Annotated in this window: 24 protein-coding genes; 3 read left to right on the top strand and 21 right to left on the bottom strand. The window is 64.0% G+C overall.

Annotated elements, in window-relative coordinates; genetic code table 11:
- Positions 1-15: 15 nt before the first annotated feature.
- On the bottom strand, positions 16-819 hold the full coding sequence (locus CK220_RS22190) for a helix-turn-helix transcriptional regulator (protein ID WP_095813581.1): 804 nt from the start codon (positions 817-819) through the stop codon (positions 16-18).
- Between the two features lie 129 nt (positions 820-948).
- On the opposite strand from CK220_RS22190, the gene CK220_RS22185 reads away from it, so the two are divergent.
- Complete coding sequence (locus tag CK220_RS22185) at positions 949-1,869, top strand: zinc-binding dehydrogenase (protein ID WP_095813580.1); 921 nt, start codon at positions 949-951, stop codon at positions 1,867-1,869.
- A 71-nt stretch (positions 1,870-1,940) separates the two neighbouring features.
- Here the strand turns inward: CK220_RS22185 and CK220_RS22180 are convergent, their stop codons facing one another.
- From CK220_RS22180 to CK220_RS22145, 8 genes are all read right to left on the bottom strand, one after another.
- A complete protein-coding gene (locus CK220_RS22180) occupies positions 1,941-2,690 on the bottom strand; it encodes an SDR family oxidoreductase (protein ID WP_095813579.1) in 750 nt (249 codons plus the stop codon).
- A gap of 63 nt (positions 2,691-2,753) precedes the next feature.
- Positions 2,754-5,006, bottom strand: a complete 2,253-nt coding sequence (locus CK220_RS22175; RefSeq protein WP_095813578.1) for a transglycosylase domain-containing protein — start codon at positions 5,004-5,006, stop codon at positions 2,754-2,756.
- 199 nt (positions 5,007-5,205) lie between these two features.
- Entirely contained in the window at positions 5,206-5,589 is a 384-nt protein-coding gene (locus CK220_RS22170; protein ID WP_095813577.1) for a hypothetical protein, read from the bottom strand.
- 169 nt (positions 5,590-5,758) lie between these two features.
- On the bottom strand, positions 5,759-6,769 hold the full coding sequence (locus CK220_RS22165; protein ID WP_095813576.1) for a beta-propeller fold lactonase family protein: 1,011 nt from the start codon (positions 6,767-6,769) through the stop codon (positions 5,759-5,761).
- A gap of 97 nt (positions 6,770-6,866) precedes the next feature.
- Complete coding sequence (locus tag CK220_RS22160) at positions 6,867-7,013, bottom strand: hypothetical protein (RefSeq protein WP_095813575.1); 147 nt, start codon at positions 7,011-7,013, stop codon at positions 6,867-6,869.
- Positions 7,014-7,070: 57 nt separating this feature from the next.
- The gene (locus CK220_RS22155) at positions 7,071-7,277 is read right to left on the bottom strand and encodes a hypothetical protein (RefSeq protein WP_095813574.1); all 207 of its coding nucleotides are present in this window, start codon (positions 7,275-7,277) and stop codon (positions 7,071-7,073) included.
- Positions 7,278-7,342: 65 nt separating this feature from the next.
- Positions 7,343-7,963 (bottom strand): ribonuclease D, encoded by a 621-nt coding sequence (locus CK220_RS22150; protein WP_095813573.1) that lies wholly within the window; start codon positions 7,961-7,963, stop codon positions 7,343-7,345.
- Between the two features lie 139 nt (positions 7,964-8,102).
- Positions 8,103-9,488: a M20/M25/M40 family metallo-hydrolase gene (locus CK220_RS22145; RefSeq protein WP_095813572.1), complete on the bottom strand. Its 1,386-nt coding sequence runs from the start codon at positions 9,486-9,488 to the stop codon at positions 8,103-8,105.
- A 435-nt stretch (positions 9,489-9,923) separates the two neighbouring features.
- On the opposite strand from CK220_RS22145, the gene polA reads away from it, so the two are divergent.
- Positions 9,924-12,887, top strand: coding sequence for a DNA polymerase I (gene polA, locus CK220_RS22140; RefSeq protein WP_176479159.1), 2,964 nt, complete (start codon positions 9,924-9,926; stop codon positions 12,885-12,887).
- A 134-nt stretch (positions 12,888-13,021) separates the two neighbouring features.
- Here the strand turns inward: polA and CK220_RS22135 are convergent, their stop codons facing one another.
- The 8 genes from CK220_RS22135 to CK220_RS22100 form a co-directional block, all read right to left on the bottom strand.
- Positions 13,022-13,426 (bottom strand): Fur family transcriptional regulator, encoded by a 405-nt coding sequence (locus tag CK220_RS22135; protein WP_059184736.1) that lies wholly within the window; start codon positions 13,424-13,426, stop codon positions 13,022-13,024.
- A gap of 126 nt (positions 13,427-13,552) precedes the next feature.
- The gene (gene mgrA / locus CK220_RS22130) at positions 13,553-14,599 is read right to left on the bottom strand and encodes an L-glyceraldehyde 3-phosphate reductase (RefSeq protein ID WP_095813570.1); all 1,047 of its coding nucleotides are present in this window, start codon (positions 14,597-14,599) and stop codon (positions 13,553-13,555) included.
- A 110-nt stretch (positions 14,600-14,709) separates the two neighbouring features.
- The gene (locus CK220_RS22125; protein ID WP_095813569.1) at positions 14,710-15,852 is read right to left on the bottom strand and encodes a Gfo/Idh/MocA family oxidoreductase; all 1,143 of its coding nucleotides are present in this window, start codon (positions 15,850-15,852) and stop codon (positions 14,710-14,712) included.
- 11 nt (positions 15,853-15,863) lie between these two features.
- The gene (locus CK220_RS22120) at positions 15,864-16,610 is read right to left on the bottom strand and encodes a sugar phosphate isomerase/epimerase (RefSeq protein ID WP_095813568.1); all 747 of its coding nucleotides are present in this window, start codon (positions 16,608-16,610) and stop codon (positions 15,864-15,866) included.
- Between the two features lie 47 nt (positions 16,611-16,657).
- Complete coding sequence (locus tag CK220_RS22115) at positions 16,658-17,767, bottom strand: ABC transporter ATP-binding protein (protein ID WP_176479162.1); 1,110 nt, start codon at positions 17,765-17,767, stop codon at positions 16,658-16,660.
- Complete coding sequence (locus CK220_RS22110) at positions 17,767-18,690, bottom strand: carbohydrate ABC transporter permease (protein ID WP_095813636.1); 924 nt, start codon at positions 18,688-18,690, stop codon at positions 17,767-17,769. The genes CK220_RS22115 and CK220_RS22110 overlap by 1 nt, the downstream gene beginning before the upstream one ends.
- A 13-nt stretch (positions 18,691-18,703) precedes the next feature.
- The gene (locus CK220_RS22105; RefSeq protein ID WP_095813567.1) at positions 18,704-19,597 is read right to left on the bottom strand and encodes a sugar ABC transporter permease; all 894 of its coding nucleotides are present in this window, start codon (positions 19,595-19,597) and stop codon (positions 18,704-18,706) included.
- Positions 19,598-19,682: 85 nt separating this feature from the next.
- Positions 19,683-20,921, bottom strand: a complete 1,239-nt coding sequence (locus CK220_RS22100) for an ABC transporter substrate-binding protein (RefSeq protein ID WP_095813566.1) — start codon at positions 20,919-20,921, stop codon at positions 19,683-19,685.
- Between the two features lie 382 nt (positions 20,922-21,303).
- Between CK220_RS22100 and CK220_RS22095 the strand changes: the two genes are divergently transcribed.
- Positions 21,304-22,347, top strand: coding sequence for a LacI family transcriptional regulator (locus CK220_RS22095; protein WP_095813565.1), 1,044 nt, complete (start codon positions 21,304-21,306; stop codon positions 22,345-22,347).
- Between the two features lie 127 nt (positions 22,348-22,474).
- On the opposite strand, the gene gndA is transcribed toward CK220_RS22095, so the two are convergent.
- From gndA to CK220_RS22075, 4 genes are all read right to left on the bottom strand, one after another.
- A complete protein-coding gene (gndA, locus tag CK220_RS22090) occupies positions 22,475-23,899 on the bottom strand; it encodes an NADP-dependent phosphogluconate dehydrogenase (protein ID WP_095813564.1) in 1,425 nt (474 codons plus the stop codon).
- A 216-nt stretch (positions 23,900-24,115) separates the two neighbouring features.
- The gene (locus tag CK220_RS22085) at positions 24,116-25,750 is read right to left on the bottom strand and encodes a CopD family protein (protein ID WP_095813563.1); all 1,635 of its coding nucleotides are present in this window, start codon (positions 25,748-25,750) and stop codon (positions 24,116-24,118) included.
- 52 nt (positions 25,751-25,802) lie between these two features.
- The gene (locus tag CK220_RS22080) at positions 25,803-26,324 is read right to left on the bottom strand and encodes a YcnI family protein (RefSeq protein WP_095813562.1); all 522 of its coding nucleotides are present in this window, start codon (positions 26,322-26,324) and stop codon (positions 25,803-25,805) included.
- Positions 26,325-26,350: 26 nt separating this feature from the next.
- Complete coding sequence (locus tag CK220_RS22075) at positions 26,351-26,881, bottom strand: copper chaperone PCu(A)C (RefSeq protein ID WP_095813561.1); 531 nt, start codon at positions 26,879-26,881, stop codon at positions 26,351-26,353.
- Between the last annotated feature and the right edge of the window lie 68 nt (positions 26,882-26,949).

Below are 26,949 nucleotides of genomic sequence, written 5' to 3'. Positions count from 1 at the left end.
AGGCGGCCCAGCGGATCAAGCGAATGCCGAACCGCCGTTTTGCGCGATGTCGCTGAGATATTTCGCCGGCGGCTTGCCGAGCGCCTTCTTGAACATGGTGATGAAGGCGCTGACCGATTCATAGCCGAGATCGCCTGAGACCTGCTGCACGCTGGCGCCGGCGGACAGTCCCCCCAATGCGACGATCAGGTGCAGCTGCTGGCGCCAGCGCCCGAACGTCAGGCCGGTCTCTTTCACCACCAGGCGCGCGAGACTGCTCTCGCTGAGCGCCGCACGGTTTGCCCATTCCGCCAGAGTGCTGCGGTCGGCGGGATTTTCGGCCAATGCTTCAGCGATCCGCCGCAAGCGTGGCTCGGACGAGATCGGCAGATGCAATTGCTGGACGGGCATTCGCGGCAACTCGGCGAGCAGAACACCTCCGAGGAAAGCGCATCTCGCGTCGTCCGGCGCGCAGTCCGATAGCTCGACGATCAGCTCGCGCAGCAGCGGCGAGATCGAGAACGTGCAGCAGCGGCCCGGCAGTTCGGCCGCGCCCGGCTCGATGTAGACAAAGAAAATCCGCGCGTTTGCGGTCGCGATGTTGCTGTGCTCCATTTTGCTCGGCACCCACACACCGCAATGCGGCGGCACCATCCATAGGCCGCTCGGAACACGACATGTGACACCGCCTCCCAGCGCGAAGACGAGTTGTCCCTTGCGGTGCCAGTGGTCGGACACCTCTGTCTTGGTCTCGCTCACGTGGACGCGCACGGCGATTGCCGGTGCCAACACTGCATCGACATCGAAATCCGGCCACGGCCAGCGAAGGGGTTGTCTCATATTGCCGGTTTTTAGCGATTGAATGCTACAATAGCTAAATTTTTCCAGCGGAAAAGTCGTTAGGCCTCGGCTTGCGCGTGGCGAGCAACAGTCGACCGCGCTCCACAACCAGCAAGAAGGCACGACCCTATGCTCGTCCTGGTCACTTCTCGCGACACCGCCAACGGACTGAGTCTCGCCGAGTTCGATGAACCTCGGCCACTCGCTAACCAGGCGCTTGTCTCGGTCCAGGCAACCTCGTTGAACCGCGGCGAGCTGCGCCTGCTCGCCATACGTCCCGACGGTTTTGTACCCGGTCAGGACATCGCTGGGTTTGTCGAACGGGCCGCACCCGATGGCTCCGGGCCAGCCGTCGGGTCCCGGGTTGCGGCTTTGGTGGACCAGGCCGGCTGGGCTGAACGCGTCGCCGTTCCGACCGACCGTCTCGCCGTCCTGCCGGATGACGTCAGCTTCGCCTCCGCCGCCACGCTTCCGGTCGCGGGCACGACGGCGCTGAGGACTTTGCGCCATGGCGGTGACCTGGCCGGCCAGCGCATCCTGATCACCGGCGCAAGCGGCGCGGTCGGTCGTTTTCAGATCCAGATTGCTCGCGAGCAGGGCGCCTCGGTGACCGCCGTCGCTGCCTCCCGGCACGACGAGGACCTCCGTGGGCTGGGAGCCCACCTAGTCGTCGAGTCGATAGAGCTGGCCGAGGGGCCGTTTTCGTTGATCACCGAGTCCGTCGGCGGCCAAAGTCTCGCACGCGCGATCGAACGCGTCGCGCCTGGCGGGATCATCGTAATGTTCGGTTCGAGCACGGGTGAGCTGACGCCCGTCGGATTCCGTCAGCTCGTTCCGGGTCACGAAGGGGCGAGGCTTCAGTCTTTCGCCTACTACACCTCTGGCCCCGACATCGGCGCGGACATCGCCTCGCTGCTCGCTCTTGTCGCGGCTGGCCGGCTGGAAACCCGCGTGGCCATGACCGTGCCGTGGACCGACATCGCCCAAGCCTTGGACGCGCTGCGACGGCGCAGCTTCAGCGGCAAGGCCGTTCTCACCATGACCGGATGACCAATTCTTGGAGCATGATCCCGATAAGTGGATTCCGGTTTTCGGACGAGATCATGCTCAAACAAAGAGACTCACACGTGCTGGCCGCCATTGATGTGGATTTCCGAGCCGGTCACGTAGGACGCCTGGCCCGAACACAGGAAGAAGATGATGTCGGCGACCTCCGACGTTGCGCCGAGGCGCCGCAGCGGGATCGTCTCGACGATCTTGTCGGTGCCGGGCGAAAGGATGGCCGTATCGATCTCGCCCGGCGCGATCGCGTTGACGCGGATGCCGTGCGGCCCGAAGTCATGCGCCATCTCGCGCGTCAGGGAACCCAGCGCAGCCTTCGACGTCGCATAGGCCGTGCCGGCAAATGGATGCACGCGCGTGCCGGCGATCGAGGTGACGTTGACGATGGAGCCCTTGGCCGCAGCGAGTTCCTTGAACAGCCCTCTCGCCAGCATGATCGGCGCGAAGAAATTGACCTGGAACACATCGCGCCAGACATGCATCGGCGTCTCGATCGAGTTCATCCGGCCGCCGTCCTTGAGCTTCGGCGAGATGCCGGCATTGTTGACCAGCGCGTTGAGCTGCCCGCCATGCGCCTCCAGTCGGTGGCGGATTTCCGAGACCGCAATGCCGACATCCTCCTGGTCCGCTAGATCGACCTTGATGTGGTCTTCAGGGCCGGCCGGCCACGGGCAATCCTCGGCGAAGGCCTGTCGCGAGCAGGTGATGACGCGCCAGCCCTCGCGCGAAAAGCGCTTCACCGTCGCATGGCCGATGCCGCGGCTGGCGCCGGTGAGCACGATAGTTTTTCTGCTGTCGATTTCGGCCATGGCTTGATCTCCGGCCGGACATGTAGCCGAAGGCGCCAGTCATTGCGAGAGGCGAGTTGCCGCTCAACCTCCGCTGAGGATGTCGAGGATCGACGTCTGCCGCCTTTTCTTCGGGCCGCCGACGTCGCCGGGCGGCACCGGATGCCCGACCGAGGCGGTGGCGCCGCCGTCGCTCGGCATATCGAAGCCGTCGGCATCGACCGTCTGGGCCGGGCGCGCCTGGCGCGCAGTTGCCTGGGCAACGGGCGCCGGCTGACCGACAGACGCTGGTGGTGCCGGCGGCGGCTGTGAAGCATCCGCCGAGGGTATCTCGTCCGGCACGATCGTATCGGGCGGCGTCGACTTCCACGTGCCGGGCAGCGGCCTGACCGGCAAGCCTTCATGCGCGGCGACCATGAATTCGTGCCATGCCTGCGCCGGCAAGGCGCCGCCGGTCACCTTCTTCATCGGGCTGCCATCGTCATTGCCGAACCACACACCCGTCGTGAGGTTGGCGGTATAGCCGACGAACCAGGCATCGCGCGAATTCTGGCTGGTGCCGGTCTTGCCGGCCGAGGGCCAGTTGAAGGCCGCCTTCTTGGCGGTGCCGACTTCGACCGTGCCCGTCATCATCGAGTTCATCATGCCAACGATGTCGGCCTTGAGGACGCGCGGCGCGCTGCCGCCATTGTTCTCGTAGAGCACCTTGCCGCTAGCCGTGGTGACGCGCTGGATGAAATGGATATCTGGCTTGTAGCCGCCATTGGCGAAAGGCACATAGGCGGCGGTCAGTTCCAGCGGCGTGACTTCCGAGGTGCCGAGCGCGATCGAGGTGTTCGACTGCAGCTCGGACTGGATGCCCATGCGGTGCGCCGCCTCAACCACCGCGTCGGGCCCGACTTCCATGGTGAGCTGCGCCGCTACTGAATTCAGCGACTTGGCCAGCGCGGTGGCCAGCGTCACCTTGCCATAATATTTGCCGCCGTAATTGTCGGGCGTCCATTTGCCGATTTTGATAGGGGCGTCGTTGCGCACGCTGTCCGGCGTGCGGCCTGCTTCCAGCGCCGCCATGTAGACGAAAGGCTTGAACGCCGATCCCGGCTGGCGCCGCGCTTCCGAGGCGCGGTCGAACTGGCTGGTCGAATAGTCGTAGCCGCCGACCATGGCCCGCACCGCGCCGGAATCGTCGATCGACACCAGCGCGCCCTGGGTGGCGTTGAGCTTCTTGCCGCTCTCGTCGATAAGCCGGCGGATCGACTGCTCGGCGAGCTTCTGCAGCGTCAGATCCACGGTAGTGTCGATGACGATGTCGCCGCGCACGTCGCCGATCAGGTCGGGAAGTTCCTCCATGACCGTGTCGGCGACGTAGTTCTCCGAGCCGGTCCAGTAGGAGGGCGAGCGCGTCGCCGGGGCGCTCAGCGCCATCTTGTATTCCTTGTCGCCGATCTTGCCTTCCTCGCGCATGGCGGCGAGCACGAGCTGTGCGCGTTCTTCCGCCGCCTTCGGATCGCGCGCCGGCGAAAGCCGCGAGGGCGCCTTGAGCAGGCCGGCAAGAAGCGCTGCCTCGGAAAGTGTGACATCGCGCGCGCTCTTGCCGAAATACCGCCGCGAGGCGGCCTCCACGCCATAGGCGCCCGAGCCGAAATAGACCCGGTTGAGATACATTTCGAGGATCTGGTCCTTGCTGTGCTTGTGCTCCAGCCAGAGCGCCAGCAGCACCTCCTGCACCTTGCGCTCCAGCGTCCGATCCGGCGTCAGGAACAGGTTCTTGGCCAGCTGCTGCGTCAGCGTCGAGCCGCCCTGCGAGAAATGCCCGCCAAGCACGTTGGTGACCATGGCGCGCGTCAGCCCGACCGGATCGATGCCGAAATGCGAATAGAAGCGCCGGTCCTCGATGGCGACGACGGCCTCTGGAATGTAGGGCGACATTTCATTCAGGCCGACGGCCTCGCCGCCCGACATGCCGCGGTTGGCGATGAGTTGCCCGTCGACCGAGACGATCTTGATGTTGGGCGCGCGGTCGGGGATCGACCATGTCGTCGCAGCCGGCATCTTGGCGCCGTAATAGACGACGACGCCGGCCACCGCGATGCCGCCCCAGATGCAGAAGACGAAGCACCAGTAGAGCAGGCGGCCGAAAATGGAAAACAGCCCGCGCTGGCTGCGATCGCGCCCCCGGCCGCGCGATTTCGCCTTGGCGGATTTGCGTTTCGCTGCGGATTTGCGATTTGCCGGCACGACGCGATCCTCCTCGCTGACCGAAAAGCCGTCGGAGGATTTCGCGCGCGGCGAACCCTCGAAGCTCGGTTCGATGCGACTGTCTCTGCGGTTCGCCATTGCGCTGTGCTTGCTGTCCCCGATGCCGATGGCGCTCGGGTTGCAGAGTAGATGCGGCGGTTTAAAGGCGCGTTAAGTGGGGAAAGATCGCAGCAATTGAAAATTAAATGTTTGGTAAGCGCCGGCCGTCGGAGCGCGATCGGCGTGGGAATCCGGCCGCGCTCCCTGAGAATGGATACGGCGGGCGAGCCGGCTCGGACTAGTCGAGCACGGCACGGACCGAGAGCGCCGCTCTCGATGCCCGCATTACGTCGCCGACATGGCAATAGCAGACGATCTCGTGCAGCTGATAGTCGGTCAGCTCGAAGAAGCGTTTTGCTTCGCCGTAAGTGTCGTTCTTCAAACCCTCGTCGTGCAGAACGGGGTCTTCCAGGGCGACGGATATGGGCGAGCCGGCGCCTCGCATGACATTGCGTTCCCGCGGGGCACGATATTCGGTGCCGGTAAGCGCGGTCAGGAGCCGGTTTGGCTCACGTTCGAGAAGCTCCGCCCAACGTGCGAGGCGCTGGGTTCGGCTCATGACGGGTTTGGCGGTGCGGACTTCGGCAACGGCGTGCAGCTGGTCCAGTGTTTGGTGCTTCATGGCAACCTCCTAGAGGCTAGGTTGGTCGGCCCCAAACTCCCTATGCCCAGGATGATATCGCCGAACCGCGCGAACGTCATCTTGTTTGCCGTCCACCCCGCAAGATTTGATGGACCTGTGCGCGGGTCCCGCCATTCTTCACGCCGATGGCCAGAATAGGGAGACGAAACTAGACACTATCCTGGACGTCAAGGACGGGCTCCGCCGCCGTTCGACCGACGATCGACGACACGCCGTAGAAAGCCAGCGCCTGTTCCTGACAAGTCACCGCCACGACCCTGTTCGACCTGTCTATGTCGAGGCCCTTCGGCCCACCCTCCTCGATACTGGCCCTGCCGCGCAGAAAGCTTTCGCTGTCGAGCACGGCGACCGAACGCGACGGCCTGCGGCGTCCCTTCCAGCCCTGGTCGCTTGCATAGACGTGAACCATCGGGCTGCCCGCGTCGGCGACGAGGATGCTGCTGCCGTCCTGCGTGAAGCGCAGGCCATGCGGGTAGTTGGCATTTTCCAGGACACCGGCGGGTCGGGTCTCACGGCCAAGCGGCGCCGACATGTCGTAGATCTTCACGTCGTTGGTGCCGTGGCTGCTGACGGCGACCCACCGCCCGTCATGGCTGAGCGCGATGCCGTCCGGGATGTTGAGGCCCTGCTCGAGAAGAAGCTGATTCCATAGAGCGCGGTATCCCCATCGCCGGTGAATGACATGGCGGGTCACCCGATGCGTGTAGTTGTTACAGACCAGCAGGCTGAACCGGCCATGTGACTCACGCCTGACGGCGACCGAGCCGGGCGTTCTCAATCTGCACAATCGGCTGCCTTTGATCACGCGAAGTGGCGGGATTTCGTGCCCTTGTCCGGCCGGTTCGCCTCGCGGCAGGGCGAAGACTGCAACCAGCCCATCGCGATTGGCGACCACAAAAGTCCGGTTGTCGATGAAATCGAGGCCATGCACCTCGCCCATGCTTTCCGATCTGAGCTCCGTGAAATCGCGGATAGCGATCCTCGGTGCACCGGCCGTCGGCTCGATGTCGATGCGCAGCATCAGGCATCGCCTGCGTCCATATCCGGCGACGGCAAGCAAGCGGTTGTCGGGCGAAAAGCGCAGGTCCTCGGTCCGTCCGATCGCGGCGAGCGCATCGTTCACGGCACTGGTGGCCTCGAAATCGATCCGTGGAATCATATCAAAAACCCACCTCCGCCCCAGCGAGCGAACCCGGATGCAATAAGCGCTATCCGGAGCCGACCGGTCAAGTCCGCGAGATGCGGACGTGGTGAGATCAATTCTGCTGGATCGAAATCCCCTTGTCGTCGATCTTGAGCTCCACGCCTTTCGGCCTGGTCTGCTCGCGATAGACGTAGATGCCAAGCGCGATGACCACGACGACCAATGCGCCAATGATGAAGTAGAGCAGGTTCTGTCTCATCTCGCCCCCTTCTTGCTGCCGAGTCTTGCGCCTGCTTCAAGGCCCTGCGTCGATCGCTCACTGGTCGCTGTCATCATCGCCCGATGCAGGCCGCCAACTGGTCGGATCGACTTTTTTCTGGGTGTTGCTGTCGGTGTAGACCCACCAGCCGCCGTCGCGATATTGCCCGACGGATTCGTTGATCACGCCGTGCTCGTCGTTCCACAGGATCGTGACCTTCGAACCGTCCTTCGGCGCGCTCGCTATCGATTTGCGCTCTGCCATTCATTCCCTCCCATCTCACGCCGATAATGGACCGGCAGGAACGTCGCTCGACGCGCCGGGTTCCGTCAGCTGTGCGCGAAGATATCCTCTTCCGCCCACCCCATCAGGTCGAGCTTGGCGCGCGTCGGCAGGAAGCGGAAGCAGGCTTCGGCCTCCTTGATGCGATCCTCTCGCGCCAGCCGCGCGGCCAGCGCCTCGCGCAGCCGGTGCAGGTAAAGCACGTCGGAGGCGGCATATTCGAGCTGCTCGGGCGACAGCGTCTCGGCCGCCCAGTCCGAAGATTGCTGCGCCTTGGAGAGGCCGATGCCGAGCAGTTCGTTGCAGAGATCCTTCAGCCCGTGGCGGTCGGTGTAGGTACGGGTCAACCGCGAGGCGATCTTGGTGCAGAAAACCGGTTCGGCCATGACGCCGAAAGCGTGATAAAGGACAGCGATGTCGAAACGGCCGTAGTGAAACAGCTTCACCACCGCGTCGTTCCTGAGAAGGCTGACGAGGTTGGGCGCCTCCTTCTGGCCCGGCGCGATCTGGATGACGTCGGCGCTGCCGTCGCCGGGCGAGATCTGAACCACGCAGAGCCGGTCGCGATGCGGGTTCAGGCCCAGCGTTTCCGTGTCGATGGCGACCGCACCGACATTGTAGCGGGACAGGTCCGGCAGATCGTTCTTGTGGAAACGGATGTCGGTCATTCTCTTCTCCGGAGCGCCGCCTGCCGCGCATCCATTTGGACCGCAAAGGCGCCGCATTTGCGCTGGTAAGCCCGTCCTTGCCGCGATCCGGGAAAAAATCAACAGAAAGTTGATTTTCGCTGCCTTCCGCGCGCTCACCTCAGCGTGTCAGAGCATCGAGAATGCGCGCCCACGAACGCTGCCCCTTGTGGAAGGAAGTGAGTTCGTATTTCTCGTTGGGCGAATGGATGCGGTCGTCGTCGAGGCCGAAGCCGACCAGCAGCGATTCCATGCCGAGATAAGTCTGGAAATCGCCGACCACGGGGATAGACCCGCCGCCGCCGGTGGTGACGGCCTGCTTTTCCCATTCCTCGGAGAGCGCATCCTTGGCCTTGGCCAGGAAAGGCGAGTCGTAGGAAAGCTGGATCGCCGGCGAGCCGCCATGCGGATGGAATTCGACCGAGCAGTCGCCGGGAATGCGTTCGCGCACGAAAGCCTGGAAGGCGGTGCGGATCTTCTTCGGATCCTGCTTGTGGACGAGCCGGAACGACACTTTCGCCGATGCTTCCGCCGCGATCACCGTCTTGAAGCCCTTGCCGGTATAGCCGCCGATAATACCGTTGAATTCGGCTGTTGGCCGCGCCCAGGTGAGTTCGAGCACGGAGCGGCCCTTTTCGCCGGCGGGAATGGAAAGCCCGACCGGTCCGAGGAAGGTCTCGGCAGTCTCGCCGAGCCCCTCCCAGGATTTCAGCACCTGCGCGGGCGTCTCCTCGACGCCGTCATAGAAGCCCGGAATGGTGACGCGGCCATCCTTGTCATGAATGTCGGCCAGGATTTTGGTCAGGATCCGGATCGGGTTGGCGGCCGGGCCGCCATAGAGGCCTGAATGCAGGTCGCGGCTGGCTGCCTTGACGGTGACTTCCTCGCCGACCATGCCCCGTAGCGACACGCAGATCGACGGCGTCTCGCGGTCCCACATGCTGGTGTCGCAGACCAGCGCGAAATCTGCCTTCAGCTCGGCGGCGTTCGCCTCGAGGAAAGGCTTGAGCGACGGCGAGCCGGACTCTTCCTCGCCCTCGAACAGGATGGTGACGCGGCACGGCAGATTGCTGTGCACCTGCTTCCAGGCGCGGCAGGCCTCGACGAAGGTCATCAGCTGACCCTTGTCGTCCGCCGAGCCGCGCCCGGCGATCACCTTGCGGCCGGGCTCGATCTCCTTGATCGACGGCGCGAACGGATCTGTTTCCCACAGCTCGATCGGATCCACCGGCTGCACGTCGTAGTGGCCGTAGAACAGCACATGCGGCGCGCCGGCCGGTCCTGCGTGATGCGCCACCACCATCGGGTGGCCGGGCGTGTCGCGCACGCCGGCGTCGAAGCCGATCCGCTTGAGCTCGGCCGCCAGCCATTCGGCGCCCTTGCGGCAATCGGCGGCAAAGGCCGGGTCGGTGGAGATCGACTTGATGCCGAGCAGGCCGAAAAGCCGCTCCAGGCTCTGGTCGAGATTCTGGTCGAGACGGTCAAGGACGGGGGAGAGTCTGGACATTTCTTCAGCCTTTCGATTCTGGCCCGACCCTAAAGGGACGAGCCGAAAACGCAAAGCAGCGAGCGTTGGACCACAGGTTCCGGAGTCGCTAACAGGATGGCTGCAGGGCAAAAAAGAACCGCCGTGGTGGAGGGGGAACCACGGCGGTCTCTACTCGAAACGTTGCGGCAGCCCGGAGAGGGGGGATAGGCTGCCGCAGTTGCCCGGGATAGGCGGGGGACGGGCCTTACTCCGGACTTCGGCGAAAAATGCCGATGCCAGCTATTTGGGTCTGTGAACATGGCGATTCAAGGGCACGAAGATTACACTTTTGTAACATGCCCGTGAGCGGCTGAATTTGTCCGAGACAGTGTCTGTCAGGGGTGTTGCCGGAACCGGCGGTTTGCGCAGCCTTTGGCATGGACCGCGAAGCTTGGCCGCGCTATCCCTGCCGGCATGAAAAAAGGCGATCATCTCTTTCTTGTCGACGGCTCCGGCTATATTTTCCGCGCCTATCACGCGCTGCCGCCGCTCAACCGCAAATCCGACGGTCTGCCCACCAGCGCCGTGCTCGGCTTCTGCAACATGGTATGGAAGCTGATGCAAGACACCCGCAACACCAGCGTGGGCATTGTGCCGACGCATTTCGCGGTCATCTTCGACTATTCGGCCAAAACTTTCCGCAGCGATCTCTATCCCGAATATAAGGCCAACCGCTCGGCGCCGCCGGAAGATCTGATCCCGCAATTCGGCCTGATCCGCCAGGCGACCGTGGCCTTCAACTTGCCCTGCATCGAGATGGAGGGTTTCGAGGCCGACGACATCATCGCCACCTATTGCCGCCTAGCCTGCGAGGTCGGCGCCGACACCACCATCATCTCCTCCGACAAGGACCTGATGCAATTGGTCGGCCCGACCGTCGGCATGTACGACCCGATGAAGGACCGCCAGATCGGCATTCCCGAAGTGATCGAGAAATGGGGCGTGCCGCCGGAAAAGATGATCGACCTGCAGGCGCTGACCGGCGACTCCGTCGACAACGTGCCCGGCGTGCCCGGCATCGGACCGAAGACCGCGGCGCAGCTCCTGGAGCAGTTCGGAGACCTTGACGGCCTGCTCGCGCGCGCCGGCGAGATCAAGCAGGAAAAGCGGCGCGAATCGATCATCGCCAATGCCGACAAGGCGCGCATCTCGCGCGAGCTGGTGACGTTGAAGAACGACGTTCCGCTGAAGGAAGGGCTGGACGACCTTGTGCTGCATGCCCCGGACGGGCCGAAGCTGATCGGCTTCCTGAAGACGATGGAATTCACCACGCTGACACGCCGCGTCGCGGAGGCGACTGTGACCGAGATCGGCGACGTCCAGGCTTCCACTGTCACCATCGAGCGCGCCGACACCGCGCATGGTCCAGACGTCGGCGCCGGCGCGCCGACTGCCTCAGGGCGGTCGGCGACGCCGAACGGCGCCGCGAAGCCCGCAGCACCGGTCAGGGCCGAGGATGCCCCACCGCAGGGCGATACTCCTTCCCTGCTCTCGGCGCTGCGGCTGGAGCAGGCGACGGCGCGCAAGATCGATCCCTCGGCCTATGTCGCCATTCGCGATACGGCCGCGCTGAAGGCCTGGATCGCCGAAGCGAGGGAGGCCGGCATCCTTGCCTTCGACGCCGAAACCTCTTCGTCCGACCCGATGCAAGCCGACTTGATCGGCCTTTCCATGGCAATTGCGCCGGGCCGCGCCGCCTACGTGCCGCTCGCGCACACGAGCGGCAATGGCGACCTGCTTGGCGGCGGCATGCTGTCGGACCAGGTCCCGGTCCGCGACGCGCTGGGGCTGCTCAAGCCCCTGCTCGAGGACCGGTCGGTCCTCAAGCTCGTCCAGGATATGAAATACGACATCGTCGTCATGAGCCGGCATGGTATCGAGGTCGACCCGTTCGACGACACGATGCTGATCTCCTACGTGCTCGACGCCGGCACATCCGGCGGCCATGACCTCGCCTCGCTGTCGGAGAAGTGGCTCGGCCATGCGCCGGGCACGAAGAAGGAGCTTGCCGGCTCGGGCAAGAGCGCCATCGGCTTCGATCAGGTCGACATCGAGCGGGCCGCCGCCTATGCCGGCGAGCAGGCCGATCTGGCGCTGCGGCTCTGGCAGTTGCTGAAGCCGCGGCTCGCCGCCAAGGGTCTCGTCTCCGTTTATGAAAGGCTGGAGCGGCCGCTTGTGCCCGTGCTCGCCCGCATGGAGCAGCGCGGCATTTCGGTCGATCGCCAGATTCTCTCGCGACTGTCGGGTGAGCTGGCGCAAGGCGCCGCCCGGGCCGAGGAAGAGATCTATGGGATCGTCGGCGAGCGCATCAACATCGGCTCGCCGAAGCAGCTCGGCGACATATTGTTCGGCAAGATGGGCCTGCCGGGCGGCTCCAAGACCAAGACCGGCCAGTGGTCGACCTCGGCGCAGCTTCTGGAGGATCTTGCCGCCGAAGGTCACGAGCTGCCGCGCAAGATCGTCGACTGGCGCCAGCTCACCAAGCTTAAATCGACCTATACCGACGCGCTGCCCGGCTTCATCAATCCCGGCACGAACCGCGTCCACACTTCCTATGCGCTGGCCGCGACGACGACCGGGCGCCTGTCGTCCTCCGACCCCAACCTGCAGAACATCCCGGTGCGCACCGCGGAAGGCCGCAAGATCAGGACCGCCTTCATCGCCGAAAAGGGCCACAAGCTGGTCTCGGCCGACTACAGCCAGATCGAATTGCGCGTGCTAGCCCATGTCGCCGAAATCCCGCAGCTCAAGCAGGCTTTTGCCGACGGCGCCGACATCCACGCCATCACCGCGTCCGAGATGTTCAACGTGCCGGTAGAAGGCATGCCTTCGGAAGTGCGGCGGCGTGCCAAGGCGATCAATTTCGGCATCATCTACGGCATCTCGGCCTTCGGTCTTGCGAACCAGCTGTCGATCCCGCGCGAGGAGGCGAGCGCCTACATCAAGCGCTATTTCGAGCGCTTCCCCGGCATCCGCGACTATATCGAGGAAACCAAGGCCTATGCGCGAGAATACGGCTTCGTCGAAACCATCTTCGGCCGCCGGATCCACTATCCGGAGATAAGGTCCTCCAACCCGTCGGTTCGCGCTTTCAACGAGCGCGCTTCGATCAATGCGAGGCTCCAGGGCACTGCGGCCGACATCATCCGCCGCGCCATGGTGCATATGGAAGAGGCGCTGGAGAAGGCGAAACTTTCGGCCCGCATGCTCTTGCAGGTGCATGACGAGCTGATCTTCGAGACGGTGGAAGCGGAAGTCGAAGCGACAATTCCGGTGGTGCGCCGCGTGATGGAGAACGCGCCGATGCCGGCGGTTTCGATGTCAGTGCCGCTGCATGTCGATGCGCGCGCCGCCGACAACTGGGACGAGGCGCATTAGTTTCGCGAGCGACAAACGCCGCGATCCTTGCAAGATGAGCGGAGCGCGGAAACTGCCAATCTCCCCCCTTGCGGAGATGTCCGGCAGGACAGAGGGGGGTGCCTCGCGCCAGCATCAACAGGCCGGCTGACTCATCAAGCCGCCTCAGCCCGACACTTCGCGCAAACCCCGCGAAACTCGATCACCGCCTTCTTGGCGGCGAAGCCGGTCGAGCGCACCCATTCGTCCAGCCGATGATCGACGTCGTGGTCGGACATCTCGGTCACCTGGCCACAGCTGTCGCAGATGGCGAATGCCGTCATCGAATGGCTGTGGTCATGCGGCTCGGCGCAGGCGACGAAGGAATTCAAGCTTTCGAGCCGGTGCACAAAGCCCGACTTCACCAGCGTGTCGAGCGCGCGGTAGACCTGCAGCGGCGCCCGGAAGCCGCGCTCGCGCAACTGGTCGAGCAGCATATAGGCGCTGAGCGGGCCGCTGGCAGCTTCGAGCTTCTCAAGCACGCACAACTGGTTCTTGGTCAGCGCATCCCTTGCCGTCATCTATTCCGTTCCGCTCGTCGCATCGCTTCGCGTGCCGACTGTGCACGCGAACGGCCTCTGGTCCAGAGATAGCGACGAACGCGCATCTTTGCCACTGTTTCCGCAGTTGGCCGCCCGGCGCGGCCACTACTTGCGCGGCGGTCCCTTGCGCTCGGCGGAGGCCGCCCACAGGTTGATGTCGGCCTCGCGCGCATAGGTGTCGATCTCAGCGAGCTCGGTATCGCTGAAGTCGAGCGCCTTGAGAGCGCCGACGCAATCTTCGACCTGTTCAGGCCGGCTGGCGCCGATCAGCGCCGTCGTCACCCGGCCCCTGCGCAGCACCCAGGCCAGCGCCATCTGCGCCAGCGTCTGCCCGCGCCGGCCGGCGATGCCATTCAAAGCCTTGATGTTGGTGACCGACTTATCGTTGATGAAGGCCGGACGCAGCGACTTGCCCTGGGATGCGCGGCTGCCTTCCGGGATGCCGCCGAGATATTTATCGGTCAGCATGCCCTGCGCCAGCGGCGAGAACACGATCGAGCCGATGCCGAGCCCTTCCAGCGTATCGAGCAGCCCGTCTTCCTCGACCCAGCGGTTGAGCATGGAATAGCTCGGCTGGTGGATCAGGCAAGGCGTGCCGAGCCGCCGCAGGATGTCGGCCGCATCGCGGGTGCGCTGCGAATTGTAGGAGGAGATGCCGGCATAGAGCGCCTTGCCCGAGCGCACCGCATGGTCGAGCGCGCTCATCGTTTCTTCCAGCGGCGTCTCGGGATCGAAGCGGTGGGAATAGAAGATATCGACATAGTCGAGCCCCATCCTCTTGAGGCTCTGGTCGAGGCTCGCGAGCACATATTTGCGGCTGCCCCATTCGCCGTAGGGACCGGCCCACATCTCGTAGCCGGCCTTGGTCGAGATGATCAGCTCGTCACGATAGGCGGCGAAATCGGTGCGCAGGATCTCGCCGAAGGCGGTCTCGGCCGAGCCGGGCGGCGGGCCGTAATTGTTGGCGAGATCGAAATGCGTGATGCCGAGGTCGAAGGCCTTGCGCACGATCGCCTGCTTGGTCCTGTGCGGCGTGTCGTTGCCGAAATTGTGCCACAGCCCGAGCGAGATGGCCGGCAGCTTGAGGCCGGACCGTCCGCAGCGGTTGTAGATCATCTTCTCGTAGCGATTCTCGGCGGCGACATAGGGCATAGGGAATCCTTGGAATCAAGGCGGCCGGGATCGCCGCCAGGTGACTTGAATCGATGCTCGCCCCGCACCTTTACCCTCTCCCCGCCGAAACGGGGAGAGGGGGTTGCCACCTACTTTTTCATCACCAGCAGCGCCTTCGCTTCCTTGATGCCGAGCGCCGCCGGTCGCTCGCAGGTCGTCTGCATGGCGACGAACTTGCCGCTTTCGCCGGAGCGCAGGACGCCGGTCATGACATCGACGGCATGCAGCGCCAGCTCCATCGAGCAGCGGTGCGGCCGCCCTTCGCCGATCGCGATCGCCATGTCGGCAAGGCCTGCGGTGCGGTAATTGGCCATCATGCCTTGGCTGTGCATCTCATTGGGCACGCCGAACGGATGATCCCACTTCGGCAGCTTCTTCACCGGCTTGGTGGCATCGGTGAAACGCACTTCGCCGCCGAAGAAATTCGGATCCGGCACGAAGACGGTGCCCGCCTCGCCGTAGAGCTCCATCGGCGCGTGGCCATGGCTCCAGACGTCCCACGAGGTGTTGAGCGTCACCACCGCGCCGTTCGCGAATTCCAGCAGCGCATGGATGGTGGTCGGCGTGTTGACCGGGATTTTTTCGCCCGCGCGCGGTTTGGAGCTGATGGTGCGCTGCTTGGCCGGCGTCGCCGCGAAAGCCGCGACCTGCTTCACCGGCCCGATCAGTTGGATCAGGTTGGTGACATAGTAGGGGCCGATGTCGAGCACCGGACCAGCGCCCGGCTGGAAGAAGAAGTCGGGATTGGGGTGCCAGTGTTCCATGCCGTGGCCCATCACATGGCAGGTGCCGCTGGTGATCTTGCCAAGCTTGCCGCTGTCGATCAGATCGCGCGCCAGCTGATGCGCGCCGCCGAAGAACGTGTCGGGCGCCGAGCCGATGCGCAGTCCCTTCTTCTCGGCACGCTTCTTGAGATCCAGTCCTTCCTTGACCGACAGCACGAAGGGCTTTTCCGAATAGACGTGCTTGCCGGCGTCAAGCACTGCCTTCGACACATCATAGTGCACGGCCGGAATGGTCAGGTTGACGACGATGTCGATGTCGTCGTCTTTGAGAAGGTCGTTGACCGTCTCGGCGCGGAGCTTGAACTCCTTCGCCCGCATCTTCGCCGCGTCCATGTTGATGTCCGCGCAGGCGCGCATCTCGATGCCGCGGAAGAGCGGCGCCAGCGAGAAATACGCCTTCGAGATGTTGCCGCAGCCGATGACGCCTACGCCAAGTTTGTTTGCCATGATGATGTGTCCTAGTAATTCTTGACGGATTCGATCGAGCGACGGGCGAAGCGCTCGATGTCGTTGGGGTTGTCCTGCTCCATGACGAAGTACTTCGTCGCGCTTTTCGCGCGCAACGTCTTGATCAGGCCCGCCCAGTCGATGGTGCCGTGGCCGACATCCGACCAGCCGTCCTCGTCCAGCCCCTCCCCCGGCTTTGCCATATCCTTGACGTGGACGGCATTGATGCGCTTGCCGTGCTTTTCGATCCAGGGCAGCGGATCGGCGCCGCCACGCACCACCCAGGCGACGTCCATCTCCCAGCCGATGTCTGGAGCGGCGGACAGGATGTGGTCCTGCGGCAGCGAGCCGTCGGCGAGCCGCTTGAACTCGAAATCATGATTGTGCCAAGCAAAGCCGTAGCCGGCCTTCTTCGCGGTGTCGCCTACCTCGGCAAGCCGCTCGCCGAAGCCGCGCCAGCCGGCGGCATCGCCCGGCCGCGCATCCGGCATGAGGTAGGGGCAGATCAGCAGCGAGATGCCGAGCGCATCGGCAATTCTGCGCACGCCGTCGAAATCCTTTTCCAGCGCATCGATCGAGAAATGCCCGGTCGGCATGGCGAGCCCGTTCTTGTCGAGCTCGGCGCGGAAAGCCTTGGGATCGTCATAGACGCCGCCGAAGCCTTCGACTTCTTTGTAGCCCAGTTCGCCGAGCATTTTCAGCACGCCGTCCCATGGCTGGAAATTGCGGGCACTGTAAAGTTGGAATGACCAGTTCATCTGTCTGTCCGTTCTGTTTGATGGTTCCGGGAGTTGTGGTCTGGGGGTTAGAGCCTGCTGTCGGTCTCGGCGTCGAACAGCGAGGCGCGCGCCGGATCGAAGCCGATGCGGATCGCATCGCCGTTGCGCAGCGTCTTGTCGGCTTCGACGCGGAAGGAGAGGATCTGGCCGCCGAGCTTCGTCCACACCAGCGTGTCGGAGCCCATCGGATCGACGATTTCGACACTGGACTCGGCGCTGAACGGCATGGCCCTCGCCGCTTCGCCAAAAGCGATATGCTCCGGCCGGATGCCGAACACGCAAGGCTTGGCGGCGCGCCCGCTTTCGTTGTCGAATTGATAGCGGCCGAGCGGCACCGAAACACCGTCGGCCTTGAACACCGGCGCGTCGCTTGCCTCCAGGTGCCCCTTGATAAAGTTCATCGCCGGCGAGCCGAGGAAGCCGGCGACGAAGCGGTTGACCGGGCGATTGTAGATCGTCTGCGGCGCATCGAGCTGCTGGATGACGCCGCCCTTCATCACCGCGATACGGTCGGCCAGCGTCATCGCCTCGATCTGGTCGTGGGTGACGTAGATCATCGTGTTCTGCAGCCTGCGGTGCAAAAGCTTGATCTCGACGCGCAATTCCGAGCGCAGCTTGGCGTCGAGATTGGAGAGCGGCTCGTCGAACAGGAAGACGTCGACGTCGCGCACCAGTGCCCGCCCGATCGCCACGCGCTGCCGCTGGCCGCCGGAAAGCGCCGACGGCTTCCTCTGCAACAGCGGCTCGATCTGCAGGATCTCCGCCGCGCGCGCGATGCGTTTGGCGATCTCGTCCTTGGGCACGCCGGCGACGCGCAGGCCGAAGGAGAGGTTCTTCTCCACCGTCATCTGCGGGTAGAGCGCGTAGGACTGGAACACCATGCCGATGCCGCGATCCTTCGGCTCCTCCCAGGTGACATTCTTGCCCTTGATGAAGATGCGGCCCTGGGAGATGTCGAGCAGGCCGGCGATGCAGTTGAGCAAGGTCGACTTGCCGCAGCCGGATGGCCCGAGCAGCACGATGAATTCGCCCTCGGCGACATCGAGATTGAGCGTCTTCAGCACCGACATGACGCCGAAATTCAGCGACAGGTCCTGGATCGAAACGCTGGGATTGGCGATCGCTGCTGCCATCATCATCCTTTCACCGCGCCGGCGGCGATGCCGCGCACGAACAGCTTGCCGGAAACGAAGTAGACGATGAGCGGCACAAGGCCGGTCAGGATGGTTGCAGCCATGTTGACGTTGTACTCCTTCACGCCCTGTACCGAGTTGACGATGTTGTTGAGCTGCACTGTCATCGGATAGGTGTCGGGGCGGGTGTAGACGACGCCAAACAGGAAGTCGTTCCAGATGCCGGTCACCTGCAGGATGATGGCGACGACGAAGATCGGCAGCGACATCGGCAGCATGATGCGCAGATAGATGCCCCAGAAGCCGGCCCCGTCGACGCGCGCAGCGCGGAACAGTTCCTCCGGCATGGACGTGAAATAGTTGCGGAACAGGAGCGTCAGGATCGGCATGCCGAAGATCGAATGCACGATCACCAGGCCCGTCAGCGTGCCGTAGATGCCGATCTCGCGCAGGATGATGACGATCGGATAGATCATCACCTGATAGGGAATGAAGGCGCCGACGATCAGGATGATGAAGAACGTGTCGGCGCCCTTGAAGCGCCAGTTGGCCAAGGCATAACCGTTCACCGAGGCGATCGCGATCGACAGCAGCACCGACGGTACGGTGATGCGCACCGAGTTCCAGAAGCCGCGCGACAGCCCGTCGCAATTCAGCCCGGTGCAGGCCTGCGACCACGCCTTGATCCAAGGCTCGAAGGTGATCTCCAGCGGCGGCGAGAAGATGTTGCCGAGCCGGATTTCCGGCATGCCCTTCAGCGATGTGACGATCATCACGTAGAGGGGCAAAAGGTAATAGAGCGCCACGACGATCAGCGTGCCGTAGAGAAAGATGTTGCGGCGCGAGAGCACGTGCCGCGGCTTCGTTCCGCTCGGCCCCGATGCGTCGCGCGATAAGGCTTCGCGCCGGAGAGCGTCACCGGACATGGAGGCAGCAGCTTCAGCCATGCTTCTTGCCTCCGAATTCGAGATAGGCCCATGGCACGATGACGATTACCACCGAGAGCAGCATCATGGTCGAGGCGGCAAAACCCTGGCCGAGATTCTGGGCGAAGAACATGTAGTCGTAGACGTATTTCGCCGGCACTTCGGAGGCGATGCCCGGACCGCCGCTGGTCTGCGCCACCACAAGATCGTAGACCTTGACGATGCCGGCGGCGATGATGACCAAGGTGGTGATAAAGACGGGCCGCATCATCGGTATGATGATGAAGACATAGGTCTTCCACATTGGTATGCCGTCAACCCGTGCGGCCTTCCAGATGTCCTCGTCGATGCCGCGTAGGCCGGCGAGCATCAGGCACATGATCAGCCCCGTGCCTTGCCAGAGGGCCGCGATCGAGATGCCGTAGATGACGATGCTGGAATTGTAGAGCGGATCGAAGCTGAAGTTCGTCCAGCCAAGGTCGCGCACGACGCGCTGGATGCCGAAATCGGGATTGAGCAGCCACTGCCAGACCAGCCCGGTGACGATGAAGGAGAGTGCGAAAGGGTAGAGGAAGATCGTGCGGAACGTGTCCTCGAAGCGGATCTTCTGATCGAGCAATGCCGCCAGGATGAAGCCGATCACCAGCGAGAACACCAGCGAGATCACGCCGTAGATCAAAAGGTTCTCGATCGACACCAGCCAGCGCGGCGTCGCCCATAGCCGGTAATATTGGTCGAGGCCGACGAAGTTCAGCCGCGGCAAGAGCTTCGAATTGGTGAAGGAATACAGCACCGTCCAGGCCGTGCCGCCGACGAAGACGACCAGCGCGGTCAGGATCATCGGGATCGATGCGACCTTGGCGTTGAGGTTGCGTAAAAGCTGGTTAGGGCGTTCGCTGTTGCTCATCTCGGCAGCCGGGCTGGGACAATGAGGGCCTCACGCTCCCGACCCCGGATAGGTGGGGGCCGGGAGCTGGCGGGGGCGCCGTTGATCAGTCGGCCGACGCGATGATGTCGGCGAAGCGCTTCTGCGCCTCTTCGAGCGTCATGTCGGGCTTGGCGAAGAATTCGGAGAACAGATCCTCCTTCTGCTTCTGGCTGTCCTGCGACAAGAGCTGGTCCGTCCACGGGATCACCGCGCCTTTGGCGAGGATGGCGAGGCCCTTCTTCATGCAGTCGTTCGCCGTGTTGAGGTCGACGTCGCCGCGCACCGGAAGCGAGCCCTTCTTGAGATTGAAGGCGACCTGCGTCTTCGGGTCGAGCAGCGTCTCGGCCAGAACTTCCTGAGCCTTGGCCTTGTCGGCATCCTTGAGCAGCGGGAAATAGAAGGCGTCGCCGCCGGTGGCGATGACCTCGTTCAGGCCGAGACCGGGCAGGCAGGTATAGTCCTTGCCGGCGGTCTTGCCGGCGACCTGGAACTCGCCCTGCGCCCAGTCGCCCATGATCTGGCCACCGGCCTTGCCGGTGATGACCAGATTGGTCGCCTGGTTCCAGTCCTGCACATTGGTGTTCTTGGCCATCTTACGAGCGTCGTCGGCGGCCTTGAACACCTTGGCGATTTCGGGACCGCCTGCGAATTTGGCGTCCTTTTCCTTGTAGACCTTGAGGAAGGCGTCGGTGCCGCCGACGGCGGCAAGCAGCACGTCGAAGGCGCCGGACGCCTGCCAGGGCTGCCCGCCGACGGCGAGCGGGATGATGCCGGCCTTTTCCAGCGCCGGCGCAGCCGCCACGAATTCATTCCAGTCCTTCGGCATCGGCACGCCGGCCTTCTGGAAGGCTTCGTTCGACAGCCACAGCCACTGCCAGGAATGGATGTTGACCGGCACGCAATAGATCTTGCCGTCGATGGTGCACGAGTCGAGCAGGCTCTTCGGCCGCACGATTTCCGTCCACTTTTCCTTGGTGGCGAGATCGGTGAGGTCGCGCATCAGCCCGGCCTGGACGAGTTCCTCCGCCTGCCGGCCGTGGTTGAACTGGGTGGCGCCCATTGGGTCGCCGCCGGTGATGCGGCTGATCATGATCGGCCGCGCCGTGCCGCCGGAACCGGCGATGGCGCCGTCGACCCAGTGATTGCCGGTCGCGTCAAACGCCTTGGCGAGTTCGGCCACCGCCGCCGCCTCGCCGCCCGAAGTCCACCAATGGGTGACTTCGAGATCGGTCGCGGCCGCCGGTCCGGCGAAGTTCAGCGCGGCCGTCGCGGCGAACGCGGCGGCCTGAAATTTGTATCGCATTTCGGTTCCTCCCAGAATCTGAAACGTTACAGATTTTCGATACGGCAAATGGCCGGTGTAGGCAACCCCTCGAATGGAAACGGCATGAGATTTCTTCGGGGCACGAACAAAATCCTCTCCAAAGGCCTGCCGGAGAGTCGCCGGTGCGGCTAGCTGGTGCAGAGAGCTGAGGGAAATCGAGATTTCTTTATGATTCCAGTGTCTTTCAGCCCCCTCCGGAGCTGACCGCAACGATTGCAACCTGCCGGTCGATCACGGGCGTTGGCAATCTGTAACGTTTCAGTATATTGAACCGTGTGACGGGCTGAAAGCCGCGCAAAATGCCAATGCGCGCGATTGCCGGCCGACCTCGCGGCTGCTATGCGCCTGATGGGCGGGACGGATGGACAGACGAGCAAAAGAGAAGGATGACGATACGTCGGCGAAGGAAAGGCCGACGCTGAAGACGCTTGCCTTCATGACCGGGCTCGGCGTCACCACCGTCTCGCGCGCGCTGAAGGACGCGCCGGAGATCGGCGCCGAGACCAGGCGACGCGTGCAGCTCGTCGCCAAGCAGATCGGCTATCGCCCGAATCGCGCCGGCGTGAGGCTGAGGACCGGCAAGACCAACGTCATCAGCCTGGTGCTCAACACCGAGCACGAGCTGATGAGCTTCGTCTCGGACATCATCTACGGCGTCACCGAGGTGATCGCCGACACGCCCTATCACCTGATCGTCACGCCCTATTCGCGCTCGCAAGACCCGCTGGATCCGGTGCGCTATCTGGTGGAGACGGGCTCCGCCGACGGCGTCATCATCTCGCGCACTCAGCCCAACGATCCGCGCGCCCGCTATATGCTGGAGCGCGGCATTCCATTTGCCACGCATGGCCGCACCGACATGGGGCTGGTGCATCCCTATCACGACTTCGACAACTATGCCTTCGCCGGCGAGGCGGTCCGCCATCTCGCCGGCATGGGCCGGCGCCGGCTCGCTTTGGTGACGCCGCCGGTCGGTCTCACCTATTACGACCACACCGTGAACGGCTTTGCCGATGCGCTGAGCGAAGTCGGCGCCAGCGAGGTGCCGTTCAACACCGTCTCCATCGACCACACGATCGAGCAGATCAGGATGCGCACCGCTCAGCTCATGCGCCGCGAGGACCGTCCGGACGGCATCGTCAGCAGCGCCGCCGCCGCTACGCTCGCCGTCGTTGCCGGCATCGAGGATGCCGGCCTGAAGCTTGGCCGCGATGTGGATTTGGTCTCCAAACAGTCGTCGGAGCTGCTGCACCTGTTTCGGCGGGAACTGTTCGTTGTGAACGAGAGCTTCCGCCTGGCCGGCTCCGAGCTTGCCCGCGCCGTGCTCGGCTGGATCGGCGGCATGGATCCTGGCTCGCTGCAATCGCTCAGCACGCCGGGAGGGGTCTTGCCCTACCGCGGCTGACCGGCGCGACTTGAGAGTCAGGCCAGTCCGGGTCGGAGTCGAAGACGGGCGCGAAGCGACCAAACTGGGCGGCTTCCGAGAACCGGAGCGGAGCGTACTTGAATTTGCAGGCCGGCCTCACCTGACTCTAGGCGACACCGCTTCCCCACGGCCCATGGAACGCGCCCTGCTCGCCGATGCGCTCGAAACCGTGCGCGCCGAAAAAATCGCGCTGCGCCTGGATCAGGTTCGAGGTGCCGCGGCCCTGGCGGTAGCTGTCGAAATAGGCGAGAGCCGACGACAGCGCCGGCACCGGCGAGCCGGCCTCGGAGGCCCTGGCCACGATGCGCCGCAACGACGGATGCGCCTCCTTCATCATGGCGATGAAGGCCGGCGCCATCAGGAGATTGGTCGAAGCGCCGCCTGAGCCGAAGGCCTCCGCCATCGTGTCCAGCATCTGCGAGCGGATGATGCAGCCGGCCCGCCAGATCTTGGCGATGGTCGGCATCGGCAGGTTCCAGTTGAATTCCTTTGAGGCGCCGCTCATCACGGCGAACCCTTGCGCGTAGGCCGCGATCTTGCCGGCGAACAGCGCCAGCTCGAGATCCTTCAGCAGCGCCGCCTTGTCGCCGGAAATCTGCTCGACGCCGATATTGCCGTAGGCCTTTTCCGCCGCCTGCCGTTCGTCCTTGATCGATGACAGCACGCGCGCCGCGACGGCCGCCTCGATGGCCGTCGCCGGAATGCCGAGCTGCTGCGCTTCGATGACCGACCATTTGCCGGTGCCCTTCTGGCCGGCGCGGTCGAGGATGATGTCGACCACCGGCTTGCCGGTCTTGGGGTCGTCGGCTGCGAGAACCTTGGCGGTGATCTCGATGAGGTATGAGTTGAGCCGGCCCTTGTTCCAGCCGTCGAAGACCTTGCCGATCTCCTTCGGCCCCATACCGAGACCGTCGCGCAGGATGCCGTAGATCTCGGCGATCATCTGCATGTCGGCATACTCGATGCCGTTGTGAATGGTCTTGACGAAATGGCCGGCGCCGTCGGTGCCGAGCCAGGCGGCGCAAGGCTCGTCCTTGAACTTGGCGGAGATCGCGGTCAGCACTTTTTCGACGCGCTTCCAAGAGTCTTCCGTGCCGCCGACCATGATCGACGGCCCGTGGCGCGCGCCCTCCTCGCCGCCCGACACGCCCATGCCGATGAAGGTCAAGCCGGAGCCCGACAGCTCGGAGAAGCGCCGCATCGTGTCGCGGAAATTCGCATTGCCGGCATCGATGACGATGTCGTTGTCGGAGAGCACGCCGCGCAGCGCCGCGATCTGCTCGTCGACCGGCTTGCCGGCCAGCACCATGATGATGATCGGCCGAGGCGGCCGGATCGCCGCGGCGAGTTCCTGCAGGCTGTAGCAGGGCACAACCATATCCCTGAGCGCCCCTGCGCTCTCGATGAAGGCGTCGGTGCGCGAACGGGTGCGGTTGAAGACGGCGATGCGGTGCCCATGCTCGGCGATGTTGAGCGCCAGGTTGGAGCCCATCGTGCCAAGGCCGATCAGGCCGATTTCGGCTTTTTCCATCGTTTCTTCCCTGCTTTCGAACTTTTGTTGAGGCCGCGTTTTGGACGGATGATTGACGGGCCTTCGCGACGGCGTCAACCGCCTCGCCGAATTGTGTCGCGGCCGATGGGTGAATGGTGAATGGTGAATGGTAAACGTCGAAGTCGAACCTCGTCGCGGCCCCGCGACGGAAATCGCCTACTATTCACTATTCACTATTCACCATTCACTTTTCACTCACTCAGCGCGGATGTCGATCGGCGCCTCTATCTTCACCATCTCGAAGTCGGAAACCAGGATATCGAGCCGGGCGTTCCAGCGGCCGGGCAGCGGGATGACGAGATCGTCGACGCGCCAGGTGCCGTCGACGCGTTTCGTCGCGGGCCGCTTGATCGGCTCGATGCCGGAATCCGGCTTTGACAGCACCAGGGTCACCTGCTTGGCATCCAACGACCCGAAATCGCCGGTCATGATCACCATGGAAGCCGCGACCTGGCCGGCATGGCCGGGCGTGATGCTGAGATCGGCCATCGCCTGCAGCGTGTGGATGTGGATCGAGACCGGCTGCGCGGCAGCGATCGCCAGCGCCCGTGGCGGCGGCGTGAAGCGCCAGCCGGCGGCGACGCCGAAGATGGCGAGCACGATCAGCGTCTCGATGCCGATCGAACGCATAAGCCGCCGCTGCACTTCCGTGTCGCCCGTTTCGGCCGGCGCAGTCAGCGTCCATCGGTTCACTGAGGCAAGGGTGAACAGGAACAAAAGCAGGGCCAGTTTCAGCAGCAGCAGGCGCCCATAGGCGGTGTTGATGAGCGCTGCCGGTTCGCGCACCTGGATGACCGCCAGCACGATGCCGCTTATCGCGAGCACGGCAACCACGGGCAGGATCGCGTGCGAAAACCGGCGCAGGAAGATTTTCGCCTCCGCCGGCTGGAATCGCAACGCAAGGCCGAGCGGCGCCAGCGCGCCGGTCCAGAAGGCGATGGCTGTGCCGTGCAGGAACACCAGCGGCCGCGTCAGCCATTGCGGCTCGGCGGCACTGGCGTGGCCGCTGGCGGCAAGTGCCGCGCCCACGCCGACAAGCCCGGCAAGCGCAAGCAGCTTGCGAAGAGCGGGCGGTCCCACGACGGACAGCAACGCAAGCCCGAGCGCAATCAGGGCCGCAAGCACCGTCCAGCCGAAGCTGGTCGCAAGCGCGGTCTCCCACACGATGGGTGCCGCAAACCGGGCGAGCGGCGCGTCGAGCGCGTCCAGCCCCTGAAAGCCAAGCGACAACGGGGCGGCGGCCAGTCCGCACAGAAGAGCGCCGATGACGAAACGCCGGCCGCAGCGATAGTCTCCCGCGAGCCAGGCGAGCGCGAAGGCGCCGCCGGTGCCGAGGAAGAGCCCGGCATAGAGCAAGAGCTTGCCGATCCAGATTGCCGTGCGCAGCGACAAATCGACGGCTTCGCCCGCTACCGGCGCGGCACTTGGCGCGCCGACGGAAAACAGCGCCGAGCCGCCGACCGGATGGCCGTCCTCCGAAATCACGCGCCAACTCAGCACATGCGTGCCGGATTTGAGCGTCTCCGGATTATCGATCTCGACAGTCTGATCGTTGAGCCGGGAGGAGGTCAGCGAAAGCTGCGTGCCGTCCGACCGCACCAGGGTGAGCACCAGCGGCGAGACCGGCTCGCTGAAGGTCAGCGAGAACCGCGTGGGACTCTGCGACAGCACCGCACCATCGGGCGGATCGGTCGCGACCAATGCCGCATGCGCGAGGGCGTGGCCGGGCAGCACCAGCAGCAGCACCAGCACGAAGGCGGCGACCAGGGCTCCGGTGCCTGGCCCGATGCGGATGCCGCTCGGGCGGCCTGGGAAAGTTGCTGCGTTCATGCTGTCTTTCGAGAAGGGACGGCGCGCCCGAATAGGACGCGCCATCAAGACATCATTTCTTCGGCAGCAATTTGATGCCGGGGGCCGGATTTTCCAGCGCATCCTCATCCTGTCCCGCCGCCGGAATCTCGATCCAGCGGTTGGCGGCGTCGCCGCATTCCTGGACCACCGGGAAATAGAGCATCCGGCCGGCCGGAAGATCGGCGGCGAGCGAAGCACGGAAAATGAACTCGTCATAGAATTCGTCCGGCAGGTTGCCGCCGCTCCAGTCGACTTCCTTGACGCCGGTGGTCAGCGTCTCGCCATATAGCTGGTAGGACTTCTCGTATCGGCCTTTCTTGGTCTGCAGCGTCCAGCCGGGCTTCGGCATCGGCTTCACCGAGATGACGCCTTCCGGAATCTGCACGCGCACCGCGGTCGTCGCCTTGCCCTCGCAGCCATGCGGCACGCGCAGGACAGCCTTATAGGTCGAACCGACGGCCGCTTCCTGCGTTTCGAGCGTGATGTGGGCGAGCGCGGCGTTTGTTCCGAGCGCGAAAAGCGTGCCAACCGCTAAACAAAAATGTTTCTTCATGAATTGTCCCTCTGATTTGGAAATGATCACTCGGCGTGATCGTCCATGCCGCCGGCCTCGCCCATGCCCTCGACGGCGAACTCGACTTTGACGCTACCGGCCCTCTCGAACGTCAGCGTGGCCGGAAATTTCTCGCCCTGCTTGGGCTGTCGCTTCAGGCCGATGAACATCAGGTGATAGCCGCCCGGCTTCAGTGCGACCTTGCCGCCGGCCGGGATCTCGAGTCCGCCGCTCACCGGCCGCATGGTCATGACACCGTCCTTGACACCCATTTCATGCAGTTCGGCCTTGTCGGAAAGGTCGGAGGAGATCGACAGCAGCCGGTCGGGCACGTTGCCCTTGTTGGTGACGGTGAAATAGCCGCCGGCCACCTTGGCCCCAGGCGGCGTGGCACGCGACCACGGGTGCCCGACCTCCAGGTCACCGGCCTTGAATTCATGCGCCTGGGCGCCGGGAACGCATGCGAACAGGAGAAGAAGAGCGAACACGGCAAGGCCGAGCCGTTCGAAACCGCGCGGACGAGCTTGCGCTCGCGCTGCGGGAAGAAGATAGGACATGGTTGCTCCATGAGTATGAGGTCGCGCCGTGATCCGGCCGCGAGCAGTCTGATCTTTGATGAACGCGC

Source organism: Mesorhizobium sp. WSM3860 (assembly GCF_002294995.1).
GTDB lineage: Bacteria > Pseudomonadota > Alphaproteobacteria > Rhizobiales > Rhizobiaceae > Mesorhizobium.
The sequence above is the reverse complement of the archived record's forward strand: the minus strand, read 5'-3'. Positions and strand labels throughout refer to the sequence as shown.

What these genes read in the sequence shown, in the direction of transcription:
- CK220_RS22075 (WP_095813561.1), bottom strand. Translation starts at nt 26,881, where the DNA reads ATGTCCTATCTTCTTCCCGCAGCGCGAGCGCAAGCTCGTCCGCGCGGT.
- CK220_RS22120 (WP_095813568.1), bottom strand. Translation starts at nt 16,610, where the DNA reads ATGAACTGGTCATTCCAACTTTACAGTGCCCGCAATTTCCAGCCATGG.
- CK220_RS22170 (WP_095813577.1), bottom strand. Translation starts at nt 5,589, where the DNA reads ATGAAGCACCAAACACTGGACCAGCTGCACGCCGTTGCCGAAGTCCGC.
- CK220_RS22125 (WP_095813569.1), bottom strand. Translation starts at nt 15,852, where the DNA reads ATGGCAAACAAACTTGGCGTAGGCGTCATCGGCTGCGGCAACATCTCG.
- polA (WP_176479159.1), top strand. Translation starts at nt 9,924, where the DNA reads ATGAAAAAAGGCGATCATCTCTTTCTTGTCGACGGCTCCGGCTATATT.
- CK220_RS22110 (WP_095813636.1), bottom strand. Translation starts at nt 18,690, where the DNA reads ATGTCCGGTGACGCTCTCCGGCGCGAAGCCTTATCGCGCGACGCATCG.
- CK220_RS22145 (WP_095813572.1), bottom strand. Translation starts at nt 9,488, where the DNA reads ATGTCCAGACTCTCCCCCGTCCTTGACCGTCTCGACCAGAATCTCGAC.
- CK220_RS22175 (WP_095813578.1), bottom strand. Translation starts at nt 5,006, where the DNA reads ATGGCGAACCGCAGAGACAGTCGCATCGAACCGAGCTTCGAGGGTTCG.
- CK220_RS22105 (WP_095813567.1), bottom strand. Translation starts at nt 19,597, where the DNA reads ATGAGCAACAGCGAACGCCCTAACCAGCTTTTACGCAACCTCAACGCC.
- CK220_RS22095 (WP_095813565.1), top strand. Translation starts at nt 21,304, where the DNA reads ATGGACAGACGAGCAAAAGAGAAGGATGACGATACGTCGGCGAAGGAA.
- CK220_RS22180 (WP_095813579.1), bottom strand. Translation starts at nt 2,690, where the DNA reads ATGGCCGAAATCGACAGCAGAAAAACTATCGTGCTCACCGGCGCCAGC.
- CK220_RS22100 (WP_095813566.1), bottom strand. Translation starts at nt 20,921, where the DNA reads ATGCGATACAAATTTCAGGCCGCCGCGTTCGCCGCGACGGCCGCGCTG.
- CK220_RS22185 (WP_095813580.1), top strand. Translation starts at nt 949, where the DNA reads ATGCTCGTCCTGGTCACTTCTCGCGACACCGCCAACGGACTGAGTCTC.
- CK220_RS22085 (WP_095813563.1), bottom strand. Translation starts at nt 25,750, where the DNA reads ATGAACGCAGCAACTTTCCCAGGCCGCCCGAGCGGCATCCGCATCGGG.
- CK220_RS22190 (WP_095813581.1), bottom strand. Translation starts at nt 819, where the DNA reads ATGAGACAACCCCTTCGCTGGCCGTGGCCGGATTTCGATGTCGATGCA.
- CK220_RS22150 (WP_095813573.1), bottom strand. Translation starts at nt 7,963, where the DNA reads ATGACCGACATCCGTTTCCACAAGAACGATCTGCCGGACCTGTCCCGC.
- gndA (WP_095813564.1), bottom strand. Translation starts at nt 23,899, where the DNA reads ATGGAAAAAGCCGAAATCGGCCTGATCGGCCTTGGCACGATGGGCTCC.
- mgrA (WP_095813570.1), bottom strand. Translation starts at nt 14,599, where the DNA reads ATGCCCTATGTCGCCGCCGAGAATCGCTACGAGAAGATGATCTACAAC.
- CK220_RS22135 (WP_059184736.1), bottom strand. Translation starts at nt 13,426, where the DNA reads ATGACGGCAAGGGATGCGCTGACCAAGAACCAGTTGTGCGTGCTTGAG.
- CK220_RS22115 (WP_176479162.1), bottom strand. Translation starts at nt 17,767, where the DNA reads ATGATGGCAGCAGCGATCGCCAATCCCAGCGTTTCGATCCAGGACCTG.
- CK220_RS22080 (WP_095813562.1), bottom strand. Translation starts at nt 26,324, where the DNA reads ATGAAGAAACATTTTTGTTTAGCGGTTGGCACGCTTTTCGCGCTCGGA.
- CK220_RS22155 (WP_095813574.1), bottom strand. Translation starts at nt 7,277, where the DNA reads ATGGCAGAGCGCAAATCGATAGCGAGCGCGCCGAAGGACGGTTCGAAG.
- CK220_RS22165 (WP_095813576.1), bottom strand. Translation starts at nt 6,769, where the DNA reads ATGATTCCACGGATCGATTTCGAGGCCACCAGTGCCGTGAACGATGCG.
- CK220_RS22160 (WP_095813575.1), bottom strand. Translation starts at nt 7,013, where the DNA reads ATGAGACAGAACCTGCTCTACTTCATCATTGGCGCATTGGTCGTCGTG.